The sequence below is a fragment of the Shewanella sp. cp20 genome (genome assembly GCF_000832025.1).
GTDB lineage: Bacteria > Pseudomonadota > Gammaproteobacteria > Enterobacterales > Shewanellaceae > Shewanella.
The window spans coordinates 354817-372359 of the sequence record NZ_JPII01000007.1 but is presented as its reverse complement, the minus strand read 5'-3'; the positions used below and the strand labels follow the sequence as shown (position 1 = coordinate 372359).

Annotated in this window: 13 protein-coding genes and 1 pseudogene; 6 read left to right on the top strand and 8 right to left on the bottom strand. The window is 54.0% G+C overall.

Features of this window, described 5'->3' with window-relative positions; genetic code table 11:
* Positions 1-44: 44 nt before the first annotated feature.
* Positions 45-833, bottom strand: a complete 789-nt coding sequence (locus DB48_RS01965) for an alpha/beta fold hydrolase (protein WP_041508632.1) — start codon at positions 831-833, stop codon at positions 45-47.
* Complete coding sequence (locus tag DB48_RS01960) at positions 830-1852, bottom strand: M14 family zinc carboxypeptidase (protein WP_041508631.1); 1023 nt, start codon at positions 1850-1852, stop codon at positions 830-832. The genes DB48_RS01965 and DB48_RS01960 overlap by 4 nt, the downstream gene beginning before the upstream one ends.
* A gap of 181 nt (positions 1853-2033) precedes the next feature.
* Between DB48_RS01960 and DB48_RS01955 the strand changes: the two genes are divergently transcribed.
* Positions 2034-2561, top strand: a complete 528-nt coding sequence (locus DB48_RS01955; RefSeq protein ID WP_041508630.1) for an acyloxyacyl hydrolase — start codon at positions 2034-2036, stop codon at positions 2559-2561.
* Between the two features lie 75 nt (positions 2562-2636).
* On the opposite strand, the gene DB48_RS01950 is transcribed toward DB48_RS01955, so the two are convergent.
* Positions 2637-4268, bottom strand: coding sequence for an endonuclease (locus DB48_RS01950; protein WP_041508629.1), 1632 nt, complete (start codon positions 4266-4268; stop codon positions 2637-2639).
* A 212-nt stretch (positions 4269-4480) separates the two neighbouring features.
* Positions 4481-5161, bottom strand: a complete 681-nt coding sequence (locus DB48_RS01945; RefSeq protein ID WP_041508628.1) for an energy-coupling factor ABC transporter permease — start codon at positions 5159-5161, stop codon at positions 4481-4483.
* A gap of 213 nt (positions 5162-5374) precedes the next feature.
* Between DB48_RS01945 and DB48_RS01940 the strand changes: the two genes are divergently transcribed.
* Positions 5375-6463: a GGDEF domain-containing protein gene (locus tag DB48_RS01940; protein ID WP_041508627.1), complete on the top strand. Its 1089-nt coding sequence runs from the start codon at positions 5375-5377 to the stop codon at positions 6461-6463.
* A 137-nt stretch (positions 6464-6600) separates the two neighbouring features.
* Entirely contained in the window at positions 6601-8271 is a 1671-nt protein-coding gene (locus DB48_RS01935; protein WP_041508626.1) for an amidohydrolase, read from the top strand.
* A 55-nt stretch (positions 8272-8326) separates the two neighbouring features.
* Here the strand turns inward: DB48_RS01935 and DB48_RS01930 are convergent, their stop codons facing one another.
* Positions 8327-9838, bottom strand: a complete 1512-nt coding sequence (locus DB48_RS01930; protein ID WP_052813609.1) for a hypothetical protein — start codon at positions 9836-9838, stop codon at positions 8327-8329.
* Positions 9838-11490, bottom strand: coding sequence for a hypothetical protein (locus DB48_RS01925; protein WP_041508625.1), 1653 nt, complete (start codon positions 11488-11490; stop codon positions 9838-9840). The genes DB48_RS01930 and DB48_RS01925 overlap by 1 nt, the downstream gene beginning before the upstream one ends.
* Before the next feature lie 325 nt (positions 11491-11815).
* On the opposite strand from DB48_RS01925, the pseudogene DB48_RS01920 reads away from it, so the two are divergent.
* Positions 11816-12117, top strand: a pseudogene (locus tag DB48_RS01920) (DUF1840 domain-containing protein).
* 613 nt (positions 12118-12730) lie between these two features.
* On the top strand, positions 12731-14176 hold the full coding sequence (locus tag DB48_RS01915) for a phospholipase D-like domain-containing protein (RefSeq protein ID WP_041508624.1): 1446 nt from the start codon (positions 12731-12733) through the stop codon (positions 14174-14176).
* A 76-nt stretch (positions 14177-14252) separates the two neighbouring features.
* Here the strand turns inward: DB48_RS01915 and DB48_RS01910 are convergent, their stop codons facing one another.
* Positions 14253-14723: a cupin domain-containing protein gene (locus DB48_RS01910; protein WP_041508623.1), complete on the bottom strand. Its 471-nt coding sequence runs from the start codon at positions 14721-14723 to the stop codon at positions 14253-14255.
* 313 nt (positions 14724-15036) lie between these two features.
* Between DB48_RS01910 and DB48_RS01905 the strand changes: the two genes are divergently transcribed.
* Positions 15037-17112: a M13 family metallopeptidase gene (locus DB48_RS01905; RefSeq protein ID WP_041508622.1), complete on the top strand. Its 2076-nt coding sequence runs from the start codon at positions 15037-15039 to the stop codon at positions 17110-17112.
* Between the two features lie 169 nt (positions 17113-17281).
* Here the strand turns inward: DB48_RS01905 and DB48_RS01900 are convergent, their stop codons facing one another.
* Positions 17282-17527, bottom strand: coding sequence for a hypothetical protein (locus DB48_RS01900; RefSeq protein WP_041508621.1), 246 nt, complete (start codon positions 17525-17527; stop codon positions 17282-17284).
* Positions 17528-17543: the final 16 nt, after the last annotated feature.

The window sequence follows — 17543 nt, the reverse complement described above, 5'->3', positions numbered from 1 at the left end:
GTCGGCCAGGGATACTAGCCAGTGCAGATGACAGTTAGACAAAATTATTGTGACAGTTTGCCGCCATCGGCCACTAAGTTCGCCTTTAGGCAGGCCTGCAGCGCCTCGGGGGCATCCAGGCTAATATCATGACCGCAATTGGGTAACACTATCGCCTGGGTCTGATAGAAGCTGGCCAGGGCTTGGCTACAGCGGGGATCGGCCAGTTTGTCATCGGCGGCGCAGATCACCACCACTGGGATGCTACTAAGGGGCGGCGCCTGAAATCGGGCACAGGCGATAAGCTGGCGAACGCCATTACAGAGACGAGTGCGCCGCTCACCACGCCAGCGGCTCCAGTTGGCGATGAGCGCCAGGTCGTCGCCATGATACAGGCTCGTGTATTGCAGCACACAGGCCTCCACCAAGCTAAGTCCACTGCCCAACTGGGTCAGCTTAAGCCGCACCGCCCTCATTATCGCGCCGAACAGAGGGAGCAGGCGAAAGCGGCGATACCAGGGAGAGAGATTGGCGGCGCTGCTGTTGAGCAGCACAAGCTGACGTATGCGATCCGGATAGTGACTGGCGAGTGCCAGCGCCGTCATCCCGCCCATGGAGAGACCGATAAGCACCACAGACTTACCCTTAAAGGGGTTGATATGCGGCGCGATCTGAGACCATACGCTGTCGCAGTAGCCGTCGATAGACTTGGGGCTCGACTCGCTGGCGAGGCGGCCGTTACCCGGCAGATCGACCGTGATAACCCGCTCGCCGCTCGCTACCAGGCGCTCGGCAAAGCCCTGCCAGTGACGCTCGTCGCGCATCAAGCCTCTTAGCATTACCCAGGTGGTCATCTTACTCCTCGATTAAACCAAAGCCTCAGCCCCTCGGCGGTCAGCCTCGTCAGCTCAGGCGGTGTCACCTGCTCCAACACCCTGCCATAGGCCGCGTCGAGCAGAAACTGCATCAGCACCACGTGGCGACGCAGGATCCTATGGTGTCTGTGGGGCGCCTGCGGATTGAAGTAACCGGGAAAGTTAAACAGCTGACGCGGATTTTTGCGCACCCAGGCCCAGGAGCCCATCTCTAAGGTTAGCGGTACAAAGGGGGTCTTGCCGTCAACCTGGGTCACCAGGTAGTCCCAGATATCACCATGGGTGCGATAGAAATGACTCTGAGGCGCCAGCTGATAGTGGCCGTGATGGGGATAGCCCTGCTCGAACAGTCGATGGAGTCGATAGACGTAGCCGATGCCGGCGAATGGCTCACGCGTATGGGCATGGGGAAACCAGAGATGATCTTTAAGACCAAACCCAGAGTGAGCATCCAATGCCAGCAGGCTACTGCTGCGCCAGTATAGCGAAGTGACATAGTCCACTAACGCCTTAGTTTCCCCCGCCATCGCCTCACCACGATACCAGGGCAGATGACGAGAGAACCGCTGACCGCCCACCAGGAAGGTCACCCCCTCCTGCGCCTCAATCGGCGCGTTGCGCATCAGATCCACATCCTGACCGTTGCCACGACTGCCACGCAGGAATCCCGCCGGGTTGACTATGGGCACGAAGGCCAGCCTCACCCTGCTCAGTAACGCCTGCAGATGCGTGTCCCAGTCGAGCCGACTGAGCAGGCTGCCGAGAAACGCCAGCACCACCTGGGCGCCGATGCGCTCGACCCCGTGAACCCCACCGACGAAGAGCACACAGGGCACTTCGCTTTCCTGAGTCCCCAGCTCTATGGCGGTCACAGAGAGCGCCTCGCCGCGATAATAAAAGTCCAGCAGCGAACGATGATGAAAATGTCCCTGATGCTGGGCAATCAAGCGCTTAAGGGTATCGATTTCAAAGGCATGCTCGAACGAGAACCGGCTCATTGCCCCAGCTTAACACTGCTTATCCATAAGCCTAACTTAGCCTGACAATGCGACAGGCAGATGACACTGGCTTGCCCCTATCGGTTGAGGCTTTAACAAGGCCATACAGATTTAGACTAATCTTAATTTAGGGCTTTCACCTAACGCCGCGAATTTTGGCGCAGCTTCTAAGGATGACCCAATGAAAAATATGTTGATTATCTTAGGCCTCTTCCTCACCTCCCTATCGGCTTTTGCCGAGTGGGGACTGAGTTACAACCTGGGGCAAGCCGACCCCAAATGGCATGGCTCGGAAAACGCCAGGGCCCACAGACTCGCCCTGGTTTATCAGCTCCCCATGGAAGATAACCTGCTCACCCGCTACCACCTCGGCATCAACCTGGAGCTGGCCTACCACTACTGGCAAGACTACACCCCGAGCGACAATCATGGCGTCTCAATCACGCCGGTCCTCATCTATCAATATCCCCTGGACAACCTCAGCCTCTACATCGAGGGCGGCATAGGCATCACCTATATCGACAGCGAACACTACCTCGACCGCAGCCTGGGTTCCCATTGGCAGTTCGAAGACAAGCTGGCCGCCGGCGTCATTTTTCACAAACGCCACAAGCTGGGCCTCACCTTCAGCCACTACTCCAATGCCAACCTGGCCAACGAGAACGATGGCTTCAATGTGGTCGGCCTCAGCTATGGCTATTTTTGGTAGTCAGATAAGTTAATAGACATAAAAAAGCGCAGCCAGGGGCCGCGCTTTTTATCAAGCAGATAAGTTTAGATAAACCTATGGGCAAGAGGCGCCGTAAATCTCACTCACCCAACTACTGTTATCGATGAAGGGATTACGGTTCTTCTGCCACTCGAAGACACGATTGTTGCGACGACGCTCCCAATCGCTGACCGGATCTTGCTGGTGCCAACGATACAGGGTGCAGAGGTCTCCAAGCAGCGCCTCACCATTACCCGTGACACCGCTGACCACGCTAAGATCAGGCGTGCCACTGGCATCGTTACCCTCGTATCTCACATCCATATAGAACACCATACGCGCCACATCACCCTTCACCTCATCGCGGGGCTCGAAGCTGTCGGCATCGGTAAAGTTACCCAGCGCCTCAGAGATCTCATCGCCGCCCGCGGCAAAGTCTTTATTGCTGCGGCTGCTATTCACTGTGACATCGGCCGGACGCAGGTGATGCAGGTCGGTATAGGCGTATTGGCTACTGCTAGGGAAGCCATGACTCTTGGCCCAGACATGCTCACGATTCCAGGCATCGAGCGAGTTACTCATACCGGCTCGATTGCTTTTAGGCTCAGAACGCCCTGTGTACAAGAGGATCACGTTATTGCTGTTGGCAGGATCTTCATCGGCATAGCCGAGCCCATCCCACACCTGACTATAGCTAAAGCGGGTATGCCCCTTGATGATCTGGTTCAGGCTGGCCTTAAGCGCCGCGCCGGTTTTCCCGATCGCATCGCCATAGTAGCTGGTGTAGACATAGTCTCCATTGTCACCGGCCGAGCCATCACCGCTAGAACCGCCACTAGAACCGTCGCCACCCGTGGCCGCACTATAACTTAGTGTGAGCGACACGCCACTAAAGGCCTCATAGGCATTGATGTTCACATAGTAGCGACCGACCACAGGTGCGCTAACACTGCACTGCTCATTATTACCTGTGAGATAAGGCGCGCAGTCATACTCAGATAGCGTCGGCTCGCTGCCCTGGCGCAGATAGAGATCGGCATCTCCCGTGCCGCCGCTCATGGTCACCACCACCTCGCTCGCCCCCTGGGGCAGGTCGAACAGATAGCTCAAGGTCTCACCCTTAGCCGCGCTAAGGTTAGACTTAGGCTGACCATTGCCCAACTGATTGTCACCGCCACCGGCAGAAGTATCACAGGTATCCAGGCTGCCCGTCCCCGGAGTACCTGCATTGTCCATGGCACTCCAATCGGCCTGGGACTTAGTGTTGATCACCGTGGTGCGCGCCAGAGAGACGTCACGCACATTCAGCGTCCAGCCACTCAGGCCACCTTCCCAGGCAACCACATCGACCTCTTCGCTCCCCTTGGACAGACGAACGAAGTCGCCCGAGTTGCCCAGGGTTAACGACATGGGGGATTGATCGGGATTGGTGTTAAACAGGCTGTAGAAGCCCGCCTGATTAGCCGCCACAGTGTAGTAGGCGCCGGCCGCCAGGGTGCCCTGCAACGCATAGCTACTGCCGTTATCGCTGAGCTGGTATTGGCTCAAATCGATACTGCTGCAGCCGGCATTAAACAGCTCGACATACTCTTCGACACTGTCGTTGTTGGGCGCATCGTATAACACTTCGCTGATCAGCAGATTGGCGTTGGCATTAAATGCCAGGCCAGCCACGAGCGCAGCGGTTGATAACTTATACATATCCATCGTAAATTTTCACTCTAGTATTTTTTATTATTGAGCCCGGCCGAAGACCTGGGCTGACCCCGTACTCCCTCGAAGACAGATGCTTCGCAGGAGTACAAGCTGGCATACTAGCGCTACCGGGTTACAATTTGAAACATTTAAACCATCATCTTGATAACCTTTGATTAAAATCAAGCTAACAGGCGTTTTGTGCGGGGCTTTTACCCTAGGGATTAAAAGTAGGTTCTGTCGGAATAGTCATAGAGCCATTCGGGGCGGTAGACCACCATCAGGGTGACCGCCATGCCGTTAAGCAGCGCCTCGGGAAAGGCCAGCAAGGGGATCAGCAACAGATAGTTATCTGCCAGGTAGCTCCAGTCATAGTCGCTGCTCAGGTAGAGCCAGGTCGACCAGCAGAGAATGTGAAACACTATGCAGAGGAAGGCATTCATGAAGGCGCCGCAGAAGATGTAGACGAACAGGTGGTGGGGCAAATACTTAAATACCTGACTGTAGACCACATAGCTGAGAAACAGCGGCAAGGCGATCGCCACCAGGCCATAGATGGCAAAATCCAGCGGCAGTTTGAGCATGAAGGTGGCAAAGAAGGCGACCGGCAACAGCAGCGCCAAGGTGGCCAGGCGCCAACCAAACATCAGCATCAGGGTCACCAGGCCGAGAAAATGGGCGTGAATCCCCGGGGTGATACTGGCGTCGATCAGCCATAGGGCGTTAACGAAGAAGATGGCCAGCAGCAGGCGGGTCTGTAGCGCCTTATCCTTGAGCAGCGCCTTCACATCCTCGACGGGCCAGATGGCCCATAACCAGAGCGCCAACACGACCATGGCCAGCAGCTGAGCACCGCCCAATTGCCAATCTATCTCACTCCATCTTTGTAGTAAGAATGCCGTCATCGTCCCCTTCCTATCCTAGTTCCAAATACGTTCAGGTTAGCGTCTTCCCCTTTGTACTCACCCTAACACAGCCCCAAATACCACGTCATCAAGCGTTCACCCGACAAGAGCAGGCTCTCCTCTAACTGGCATTGGAGTGGTCACAATATAAGCCACTGTTGATCTACTCAATTCTGGGTAATAATCCTCTGACGCAGTGAGGAAAGGGACATCATGCTTAAGTACTGGTACAAAGACTTTGCCCAATATCCACCGGGCCACAGAGACTATTGGCGCACCCGTTTGATCGGCCATACCCTGCTGCTCAGCAGCAGCTTCTTCCTGGTGCTCACCCTGCTCAACATCTTCTATTTCGAAAGCTATGAGTACGCCACCCTGGACGCCAGCGGCTTCGTGATTTCCCTATCGATTTTGGCCTTCTTCAACCGCACCGCTAACGTCAACCTCGCCTCCTGGGCTGTAACCCTGATGGTCACCGGATTGATCCTGCTGTTTGTCGCCTCGGTGGGCGGCTATGCCCACTCTCTCTATTGGGCCACCCTGATCCCGCCGTTCGCCTTCTTCCTCCTCGGTAGGCAACGAGGCAGCCTGGTCTCTCTAATCGCCTTCGGGGTATGCGCCTATATCGTCTATAACCAGATTCAGGAGGCTAAGCCTGTCACCTTCGGCATGGGCGCCCTGTTCAATGTCATCGAGGTATCGATTGCCCATATTTTGCTGTTTCGCTTCTACGAGGGCACCCGGTCCTCGGCCTATCGTCAACTGGGCGAGCGCAACGCCAAGATCCAGAAACTGGCGGAGACCGACAAGCTCACCGGCCTCTACAATAGAGAGAAGCTCGACATCACGATCGAGGAGTATCTGCTGCAGAGCCGTCACCGGCAGACCCCCCTTAGCCTGCTGATTCTGGATGTGGATTACTTCAAGCAGATTAACGACGCCCACGGCCACCTGACAGGCGATCGCGTGCTGATCCAGCTGGCCGACAGCCTCAGGAGCCTCTGCCGTGAGGGAGATTTTCTGGCCCGCTGGGGCGGCGAAGAGTTCGTGATCCTGCTGCCCGATACCTCACTCTCAATCTGTGTCGCCGTTGCCGAACAGCTACGCCAGGATATCGCCACACAGAAGTTTGATGGCCAGTCTCTCACCATCAGCCTGGGGGCCACCCAGCTCAGAGAAGAAGACACCATCAAAACCCTGGTCAACCGCGCCGATAACGCGCTCTATCAAGCCAAACACACGGGCCGCAACCGGGTCGTGGCTGAAGCCGCCAGCCCTCACATCTGCGCCGTTAACGACTAAACATCGGCAATTAAGGCCACTACTGCGGCTTTAGCTCAGGCTATCCTGGCGTATGCCAGCCACTACCTATGGCTAGTTTGCCATTACCCCTTAAGCTGCTAGTATCGAGACGAACACAACAGATAAAAATCAATAATATGAATACCCTAACTAAGACAAGCCTCGCCATGGGTCTGCTGTTTTCCGCCAGTGCCCTGGCGCAAACTACCCTAATCCATAACCTCAAGGGCTACACCCTGGAGCAGGGAAAGCTGACCCAGTTTAGCGCCATCGCCTTTAGCGACGATAAGATAGAGAAGATCTACCAGCAGCCGCCGACTGAGCTGCCAACGCAATCTCCCAACATCCGGGTGATCGATGCCAAGGGGCAGACCATGCTGCCTGGGCTCATCGATGCCCACGGCCACGTACTGGGATGGGGACTCAATCTTATCCGGGTCGATCTCAAGGGCAGCCAGTCTGAACGGGCTGCCGTGGCGCGCGTCGAGGCATTTCGCAAGCAAAACCCGGATCTCAACTGGATATTGGGCCGCGGCTGGAACCAGGTGCTCTGGCCAGCGAAAAGCTTCCCCACCGCCAAAGCCTTGGATAAGGCCTTTCCCGACACGCCAGTGTGGCTGAGGCGGGTCGATGGCCATGCGGGCTGGGCCAACAGCGCCGCCATGAAACTGGCGGGCATAGATGCTAATACCCAGGCGCCCGATGGCGGCGAGATCATCCGCGACGGCATGGGGCAACCCAGCGGCGTGTTTATCGATAATGCCATGGCACTGATAGAGCAGCAGATCTCGCCCCTGACTCAGGCTGAACAGGTGCGCGTACTGCGCGCGGCCATGGCCGACCTTGCCCGTTTAGGCCTCACCAGTGTGCACGATGCCGGTGTCGGCCACCATACCCTGGCCGCCTACCGTCAACTCGCCGATGAGCAGCAGATGCCGATCCGCATCTACGCCATGGTCGCCGCCGACGACAGCCAGTTCGAGCAGACGCTGGCCAAGGGCCCCTACCGCCACCCTGGTAGCATGCTGGATATCAGCAGCGTGAAGATCTCTGCCGATGGCGCCCTGGGCAGTCGCGGCGCCGCCCTGCTGCAGGACTACTCGGATCTTCACGGCCACAAGGGACTACTGCTCTACAAGGAAGAAGAACTCAAGGCTCTGATGCACAAGGCGATGCAGGCGGGATTTCAGGTGAACACCCATGCCATCGGCGATCGCGCCAACAAGCTGGTGCTTGACCACTACCAGAGGGAGATCGCCAAGACCCAGACCAAGGCGCTGAGACATAGGGTGGAGCATGCCCAGATCCTGCAGCTGAGCGACATACCAAGGTTTGCCGAGCTGGGGGTGATCGCCTCCATGCAGGCGACCCACGCCACCAGCGACATGAACATGGCCGAAGACAGAATCGGCCCGCAGCGGATCAAGGGGGCCTATGCCTGGCGTAAGCTGCTAGACAGCGGCGCGGTGATCGCCGCCGGATCAGACTTCCCCATCGAGTCGGCCAACCCCTTCTTTGGTCTGCACGCCTCGGTTACCCGTCAGGATCATGCTAACCGCCCCGAGCTAGGCTGGTATCCGGGCGAGAAGATGAGCCTCACCGAGGCGCTTAACAGCTTTACCCATGACGCCGCTTATGCCGCCCATCAGGAAACCATGATAGGGGAGCTCAGACCCGGCATGAAGGCCGACTTCATTCTGTTACAGAACGATCCCTTCACCATGGCCCCAGAGCGGCTATGGCAGACACAGGTCAATCAGACCTGGGTTAACGGCAAGAAGGTGTTCGACATCGAGACTGGCCGTTAGAGGAAGCCAACAAAGCGTCTGTTAAGAAAAAGCCCGGCCTGATTGCCGGGCTTTTTTAGCCTCGCGATGACGCCAACATGGCGCGATACTCGCTGTCCAGATAGGCATCCACCGCCTCGGCATCGATATGGCCGGCGTTATACCAGGCATACATCTCCTTAAGCGCCAGGTGACCGAAACGGCTCCAGCCCACCAGGTTAGTGCGCAGCAGAAACTGCACCATATCCCCACCCGAGCGCAGCGCCGCTTCGCCACCATCGATCAGACACATACTGCCGTGAGCCACCAACAGCATCCGCCTAAGCTCAGGATTGCTAGCCAAGGGAACACACTCAGACCAGGGCTTTTGATGGTAACAGCGCTGCTTCACCGTCCAGCCCAGACGGGTGATCAGCTCGGTCACCAGCACGGGCACGCAGAGGCCCAGCCCATGGCGCAGATCATAGCCTTGCTCGAAAACCTTAGTGCAGACCACGGCGAAGCTCTGTCTGTGCTGACCAAATTCGCCGACTTCCATAAACTGCAACAGGTTATAGAAGGGAATGGGGATCCCCGAGCCTCGGCCATAATCGGGGCGGTTTCTGTCTATCCCCGACGAGCCGGACACGTCGGACATCAGATGCCCAAACCAGTTGGCCACGCCACAGAAGATCTTGGCGATGAAGTTATGTCCCTGTAGCTCCGCCTCCGCCGAGATAGTCACCAGCTTACCCTCGCTGACGAAGCTGGCGCTATGGGTAAACTGGTTGATGATGGAGAAGAACAGCCCCACCAGGCAGGGACTGTGGGCCAGACTCTTGAGGTGGTGATTCTTAGTGCTTAGGTTTTTCACCGCCCCGCCCGTGCCATTAGGGCCGAAGGAGGTGGCCTGATCATAGTTCACCCCAAACAGCCCCTCGAGATAGCTGATGGCACTGGAGGTCTGATTGCCTCGCCCTCCCTGCCAGCCGTTGAAACGGGCAAAGTTTTCCACCGCTTTTTCGGCCAGCTTGTCGGCGCCCTTGGTCAGTTGGCTCTCACTGGGCGTACCGCCAAAGGCAAGATCGATGAGGCCGCCAATCACACCTGCCGTACCCGCGATGAGATAGTCATACTTATCGCACTGGGCCCCCTTGAGCGAAAACTCCTCGGCGATCCGCTTCTCCAGCGCCACGCGCTGACTCAGGGTCATCAGTCGGCGGTATGGGTCGCAGCTGAGATCTATCCCCTGCTGCTCGGCGTAGTGCTCCACCGAGGCGATGTAAGCTTGCCAGCTCATCTGCTCGTTGAAGTCCAGGCTGGCCAGGGGCGATAGCGCCCCGATGCCTAAGGTGATCTCCTCCTGGGTTACCTCGCAGTAACGGCTCACCTCAGAAGAGATGGCGATCTCCTCATCGAAGGCGATGCCACAGCTGTCCAGAATCGACTGCATATCCTCTAGCATGGTATCCAACGCCGCATCGTTTTGCGCTTGATGCTGATGCAGCGCCGACAGGGCAGCATCCAGCTCAGCCATGCGCTGCTCCGACGCCTCGAGCTGATGCTGCTGGGCTAACAGGGCGGCCGCTTGCTCATCACGGCTCGCCATCAGGAGAAGATCCCTGACAGCTTACCCTTAATCACATCGGCCGCCTTAAAATAGCCAATGGCATCGAACACGGCGGCCAGTTTATCCAGCTCACGGGTCGGGATATCCGGCTTGATCTTAAGCACCGTGACGTTAACCGTCTCATCTCCCTGCTGAACCTCCTCTTCCACCTCCTGGTAATATCCCATCACCAGGGCGTAGAACTGCTTCTTCAGCGGCTCCTGAGTCAGCGACTTCAACTTGGCCTCGTCCAGCTTGATAGGGCAGCGCAGCTTGATGCAGGAGTTTTGCATGACCCCCGATTTCCTGCTCAGTACATCGGCGGCGCCCGTCAGCGATGTCATCATCTTCATCAGCTTCTGTACCTTGGCATCTTGAATACCATAGCTGGCCACCGCCTGATTAAACTTGTCGGTAATATAGTTAAGGTCGTTGATGAGCAGCGACAGTGTCGCCTGGGTCTGCTTAATCACCTCATTGAGCATCAGCTCCCGACGCTTGGTCTTATCCAGCTCGTTGGCGCCGGTGAAGTGCTTGATCCCCTTATAGGCACCGACGCCCAGCAATACAGCAACCCCTATACCGGTTGCCATGCTGGAGAAGCCCAGTGCTCCACCCAGCCCCAGGGCGGCAAGCCCAGAGGTCATGCCCGCCGCCGAGAGTCCTACCACGGAGCCCGACAGATAGACGGCAGCCAGCGGCACACCGACCGCGCCAGCCTTGGCCGATAACTCCTTCATGCCACGCTTGAGGGCGTCATCGGTAAAGTCTTCCCTGAGCATGTTGAAGTCGTTCTTAATCGCCATCAGCGCCAGCTCCACCTCATCGTCGGACACGCCAAACAGCGCTTGATGCTCGTCGAGGAAGGCAAAGTTTTCATAGGAGCCATCGTTGACGCTCATGTAGGTACTGATAAGGTCTTTCACCAGAGAGATCTTCACCGCCTTGTTGTGGCTGGGCACGCACTCGGCGTCAATGGTGGCCAGCAGATCAACCAGGGGAACTTGATTGTGCTCGCTGGACAGATAACTGCGCAGCTCGAAGCGAGACTCGGTGGTCAGCTCCAGCCGGGTCATCAGCATCAGGATCTCGGAAAACTCCTTCTTATCCACCTCTCCATCGTCGGCAAAGGCCATGTTGGCGATCACTTTGACATAGGCAACCTTTAACGCCTCTGACATCTCCGCCAGGGTGACTATCTGATTCTCCTCCTCAAAGCTGTCGCACTCGGTCACCGCGCGATTAAGGATCTCGGCCAGCAGCCGGTAGTCGCAATCGATTAGGCCGTCTATGGTGTTACACGAGCCATCCTTTCTCAGGAGCTCGACAACGACCTCCTTCTTCTCCTTACCCTTATCGTTTGTCGAAACATATTCGACATAGTCCACCTTCTCGATATCGTCATAGGGGAAGATCATCGGGTCATCGAACATAGGCTTAAACACCAGGTGTTCCCCGGTAAAGGCCAGGCCATCCTTAGCGCTGCCGAACAGTGTGTTGTCATAGATGGCGATGATGGTATTGACCCTGTCCGTCAGCCCCATAGACTTGGCCGCGTTGTTGAGTTTTTTCTCTGGGATCCCAGGAGCGACGAAGACATTCTTGCTGACGCTGCCTATGTTTTCTTTGATGAAGGTATTGATCTCTTGCATCTTGCTTCCTTGTGAATTGCCCGGGAAGAGACGGCGAAACAAGGGTCCTTCCCATGGCCAAATGCGCGATTGATGAGCGCCGAAATGAGTGTTGCTATTTATAGCATGTCCCATTACAGGCAAATGAAACCGAGGTCACAATCTCATCGAATGAAATTTAACAAAACGTTTAATAGACAATAGGTTATAATTTGATCTACGGGATATACAAGTGTGAATTGTTGCCCGCTGGCGAAGCAATATTCCGCCGCCGTTAGCGGCGTAAACGGCACAGCAACAGAGGGGAGACGCCCACCTAGCAGGGCATTCATCAAGGAGTCGCGCAATGTTAGTCACCTTTAAAACCAAGCACTATGCCAATATCACCCTGTTTGGCGATGTGGCACAGACCTTCCTAAAGATACTCGGCCACAGCACCTCGGTGCCCGGTGCAATACGCGCCGAAGATGTGCCCGCCGCCCTCACCCGTCTGCAACAGGCGGTGGCGAACGCTCCAACCGAGACGCCTCAGACGGCAGAAATGAGGATGAAAAGGGCCCCTTCGTGAGCCTGAGACAGAGGGCACTCCCCCTTATCGAGCTATTCGAGTCGGCAGTTAAGAACAATGCCAACGTAATGTGGGAATAAGAAAAGCAGCGCTTAAATGGGTCTATTAATATCACTTAACGGCCCATTTTATACTTTCTACCATATTCAAAAGTTTGCCTCTTTCACCTTAATATTATGACTTATTTATATTCATCAACACCCCAACAAAATACCCCACACCAACCTGCCTGTTTTTAATACAAACCAATTAACACTTAATTAACAACCGGGCGTTACGCAAATAAAACAGAAGCATTAAAAACATAAGTAAATAATATTAACCAGTTATAGATCACTTGCTCAAATCGCTAAAATCTCAGAAGACCCCAAGAGCAATAACAAGCCCAGCCCACTGTTTTCAAAGCAAAACAATTGCAACAGAATGATTAGTCATTTTCGCTGACTAATTGCGCAACTTTTATTCAAAGCGTCGCATAACTAACAGAAAATATGAATATTTTAAAAGGTACAAATTTTGAGACATTTGTATAACTTTTGTTAAATAGCATCTACTAAATGTCACAATAGACTGTTAGTATGCTGTCGAGTTTTTAAACTAAGGACGGTTAAATGTAGCTAAAACCTACAATGAAATTTGGATTCAGATTACTCATTTTCGATTTACACTTTTATTATAAAAATAAGGTAAAACATGAAAATTAATAAACTGAATATGGGGTTGTTGTTATCGCTAGTTTCAGCAATGAGCTATGCCGATGATGTTGAAGTTTACTTTAATCACGTGGTCAATCCACCCGCCGTTCAAGCCAATCTTGAACAGAAAATTATCGAGCTTATCGATTCCGCCAATAGCACCTTGTATATGGCAATCTATGATCTCGACCTGCCCGGCATCGCCAATGCCATGGTGGCCGCCAAGCAACGCGGCGTCGATGTAAAGTTTGTCACCGACGAGGACAATATCGCCGGTGAAAATGACCAGGCCATCGCCATCTTAAACCAAGGCGGCGTGCCCTGGATCGACGATACCGAGAACGGTAGCGCAGGCTCCAAGATCCAACACAACAAGTTCATCGTGGTCGATGGCAAGAAGGTACTCACGGGTAGCACCAACTTTAGCCAGTCTGGCGTCCACGGCGATCTGGATGCCCAGGGTAACCTGATCAGCGAAGGCAATGATAACCATATCGTTATCATCGACTCCAACCAGCTGGCCAGCGTCTACACCCACCAGTTCAACCTGATGTGGGGCGACGGTCAGGGCGGTGCTAAAGACTCTCTCTTTGGCCTAGGCAAGCCAGACCACCAGCTCGAAACTGTCTACACCAACAACGACAATATCCGCATCGATGTGCAGTTCACGCCCCAATCGCCAAGCGTCTATGTGGGTTCGACCCTGTACAACATGCAGCAGTACATTCGCAACGCTCAGTATCGCATTCATCTGGCGCAATTTGTTATCAGCGCCCAGGATGTCGCCGATGAGATGGAGCTAAGACACGATGCGGGCGTCGAGGTGCAAGGCTTGGGCGATGCCTCCTTCTTCTCGCGCTACTACTCTGAGTTCCAGGATATGTTAGGCATTGAAAAGCCTAATACCTCGGGCGAGATCGAGGTAGACAGCTACACTGGCGCCGCCAACAACATCTGGGAAAATCCCGCCGACGTACGCGTAGCCAAGCTAAACGGTGGCGACAAGTTCCATCATAAGTACATGATTATCGACGATCTAGTACTAACCGGCTCCCACAACATCAGTGGCGCCGCGGCCTTTGGTAACGACGAAAACATCGTGGTGATCCACGACAGTGAAACCGCCGCCGAGTTTGAGGGACACTTCAGCTACACCTATTGCGTGGCCGGCAACGGCGCAGACTGCGCTAAGCCTGCCTATCAAGAAGGTACCTGGGAAGGGGTCTTCTTCAGCGCAAGCGAAGTCGGAACAGTGCTGGACATAGTCAACAACGCGACTCTGACCGAGCTGGATATTGACGCGGCCATGAACAAGACCGCCGCCAACAATATCATCGCGGCAAGACCGATCGCCGACATGGACACCCTGGCCGCCGTGCCTTACGTGGGTAACGCCGCCATGGTGGATCTGAAGGACTATATTGCCCAGTGGCTGAGCAAGTAGTCACTCGCTAGGTGAGATAAGGCGCGGCCCGCTTGGGTCGCGCCTTTTTTATTTAATCACGAAACAGCCCACAGGATTAGCGAGTCAGACGCTCGATGATCGCCCTATGCTGGGGATAGGCATTCAGCAGGGTCTGGCGGTCGAACAGCTCGAAATCCTCGAAGGTAAATCCTGGCGATACCATGCAGCCCACCAGTGAAAACCCCGGATTGTTCATCGCAGAGCCGAAGATACAGCCCTTAGGCACCAGAAATTGTGGTCGTTGACCGGCGGCAATATCTAGCCCCAGCTGAGCCGTGGTCAACTCGCCCGCCTCGTCGATCATATAGATGGTCAACGGCTCGCCGCCATGGAAATACCACATCTCGTCGGCGGTCAATCGATGAAAGTGAGACACCTCACCGGTACGCAGCAGGAAGTAAATACTGGTCCACAGCTGGCGTTTATCATCGAAGGCCTCCTGTGACCGGTAGGAGGAACAGTAATAGCCCCCTTCGACATGCTGTTCTAACTCAAGCTCCTTAATGAAATAATCCGCACCCTGCATAACAACTCCTTACTCTGGTTACTCTCAATACCCTAACTATCCAAACCTAACGCCACGCTATCGCTGCGGGCATCTCTTTACACTAACCTATCTTGCCATCTAAGGCTGTGACCCACGCCAAGGCACACTCTCGTAGACACTCAGATCTAACAGGGCAATGACCCCCTATGTCGCCCAACCAGCCATTAAGCTATGTATTTTTTTATTACAATTGTCTCGCTGATAAGCGTTTTAACTTTGTTGTTCAGCTTGGTAAGCTCTATGGCCATACCTTTAAAATCAAAAAAATAACTCAGTGAGGAAGAGAGCACCAATGAAAAAGTCCCTAATCGCTATTGCCTTAACCACAGCAGTTCTAGGTGGCTGCAGCAACCAAGATAGCCGTTCTAACAACGCAGCTTCATCTGAAGTGAGCATTCCATCTCAGACAAAAGCCGAATTAGGCAGCTTTGGTGTCGATCTCACGGCCCGTAACCTAAATGTTAAACCGGGCGATGATTTCTTCATGTATGCCAGTGGAACTTGGTATGACAACTTCATTATGCCAGCAGATAAAACCCGCTTTGGCGCCTTCAATGCCTTGGCAGAGCGCAGTGAAACTCAGGTAAAAGAGATCATCGATGATATCGCCAGTCGTAAAGACCTCAATGCAGAAGAGCAGCTTATTGCTAACTTCTACAAGGCTTACATGGATATCGATACCATCAACAAACTGGGGATCACTCCGGTTCAGCCAACCTTAGATCAGATTGCCGCTATTAAGTCTACCGATGATCTCACTAAAGTCTTTGGTAATGCCTGGTTAGAGGGCATTAGCGCGCCTATTGGTGGTGGCATGTGGTTTAACCGCCTCAATCCTGATCAGTATGAGATGTCTATCGGTGCCGGTGGCCTGGGTCTTCCGGATCGCTCTTACTATTTGGAAGACAGTGAACGTTTCGTCAAGATTCGTGATGCTTACTTAGCCCACATCACCAAAATGCTTGAATTTGCTGGTATTAAAGATGCGGCCCCTCGTGCTAAGGCCATCTTAGCGTTAGAAACCAAAATCGCTGAAGGCCATTGGCCACGAGAGAAACGTCGTAACCGCGACCTCACCTTAAATCAGATCAAGCGCGATCAACTCGGCACTGAGTACCCAGGTTTTAACTGGGACATCTATTTCGCCGAGACAGGTTATAAAGTTCCTCAGCTCAACATCTCGCAGCCTGAACCTATTAAGGCGATGATCAAACTGATCAATAATGAAGCGTTAACGGTTTGGCAGGATTACCTGACATTCCACGCCGTCAGTGATAACGCCGAACTCTTATCAGATGAGATCTACACCACTTACTTCGACTTCTATGGCAAGACATTAAGCGGACAGCAAGAGCCTCGCCCACGCTGGAAACGCGCAGTAGAACAGATGTCTGGTACCCAGTCATTAGGCTTTGCCATAGGTAAGGTGTACGTCAAACGTTACTTCCCTGAATCATCCAAGCAGCAGATGGCTGAGTTGGTGAAAAACCTGCGCACCGCCTTGGGACAGCGTATCGACGGCTTAGATTGGATGGGTGAAGAAACCAAAGTCAATGCTCATGCAAAACTAGCCTCTTTCAACCCTAAAATTGGTTACCCTGATGTTTGGCAGGAGTTTGATGGCCTGACCATCAGCAACAATGACTTAGTGGGTAACATTAAGAATCTAAGAACCTTCTTCCGCGAAGATAGCATCGCCAAAGAGCTGCAAAAAACTGACCGCAACCGTTGGGGCATGACACCACAGCGCGTTAATGCTTACTACAACAGCTCGTTTAACGAAATTGTGTTCCCTGCGGCCATTCTACAACCCCCATTTTTCGACCCTAATGCCGATCCAGCCGTTAACTATGGTGGTATCGGCGCCGTGATAGGCCACGAAATGGGACATGGTTTCGATGACCAAGGGTCAAAGTCTGATGCTAACGGTATTCAACGTAACTGGTGGACAGATGCCGATCGCGCAGCATTTGAAACCAAAGCCGATCAACTAGCCGCCCAGTACAGCAAGTATGAGCCTATCGAAGGCAACTTCGTTAATGGCCGTAACAGCCTAGGGGAAAACATAGGTGATGTGGGTGGTCTGGCGATGGCTTATCACGCGTACAAGCTGAGCCTTAATGGTAAAGAAGCTCCCGTTATCGACGGTCTGACAGGCGATCAACGTTTCTTCTTAGCTTGGGCACAGGTTTGGAAAGAGAAGCGTACCGAGCAGAGCATGCTTAACCAGCTTCGCGGCGGCACCCATGCTCCAGGACGTTACCGTGCACTTGCACCACGTAACCACGATGCCTGGTACAAGGCGTTCGATGTTCAGCCGGGTGATGCCCTGTACCTGCCTGAAGATCAACGCGTGAAGATCTGGTAAACTGATAAAATATGCCTGTGATTTTGTTTAGGTATCTAAATCGATACCTAAACAAGGCATTAGGTTTCACCTCTTAGCTATAATCCCCTAATGCTCATCTAGAGTTAAGGGAAGCATATAATTAAGCCCGCGGCGTCATGCCGCGGGCTTAATTTTTTATATCAATTGCTTAGTGGCGCGAGACACCATGACGCACCATCTCTTTACCCTGCTCGAACACTTCGTCTGTTATCCAGCGGGCATGCAGGAGTTTATGGTTCTTGTCGAACACCGCCACAAAATGGCGGCCATCTGCATTATTGGTCGCCATACCGACCCCCTCGACGCCCTCTAGCCCTAGGCCGCCGTTTTCCACTGCCAGCAGAAAGCTGGCAAGATCGTCCAGGTTATCGATAACCGCTTTATCATCACTCATGACTCTAGTTCTCATC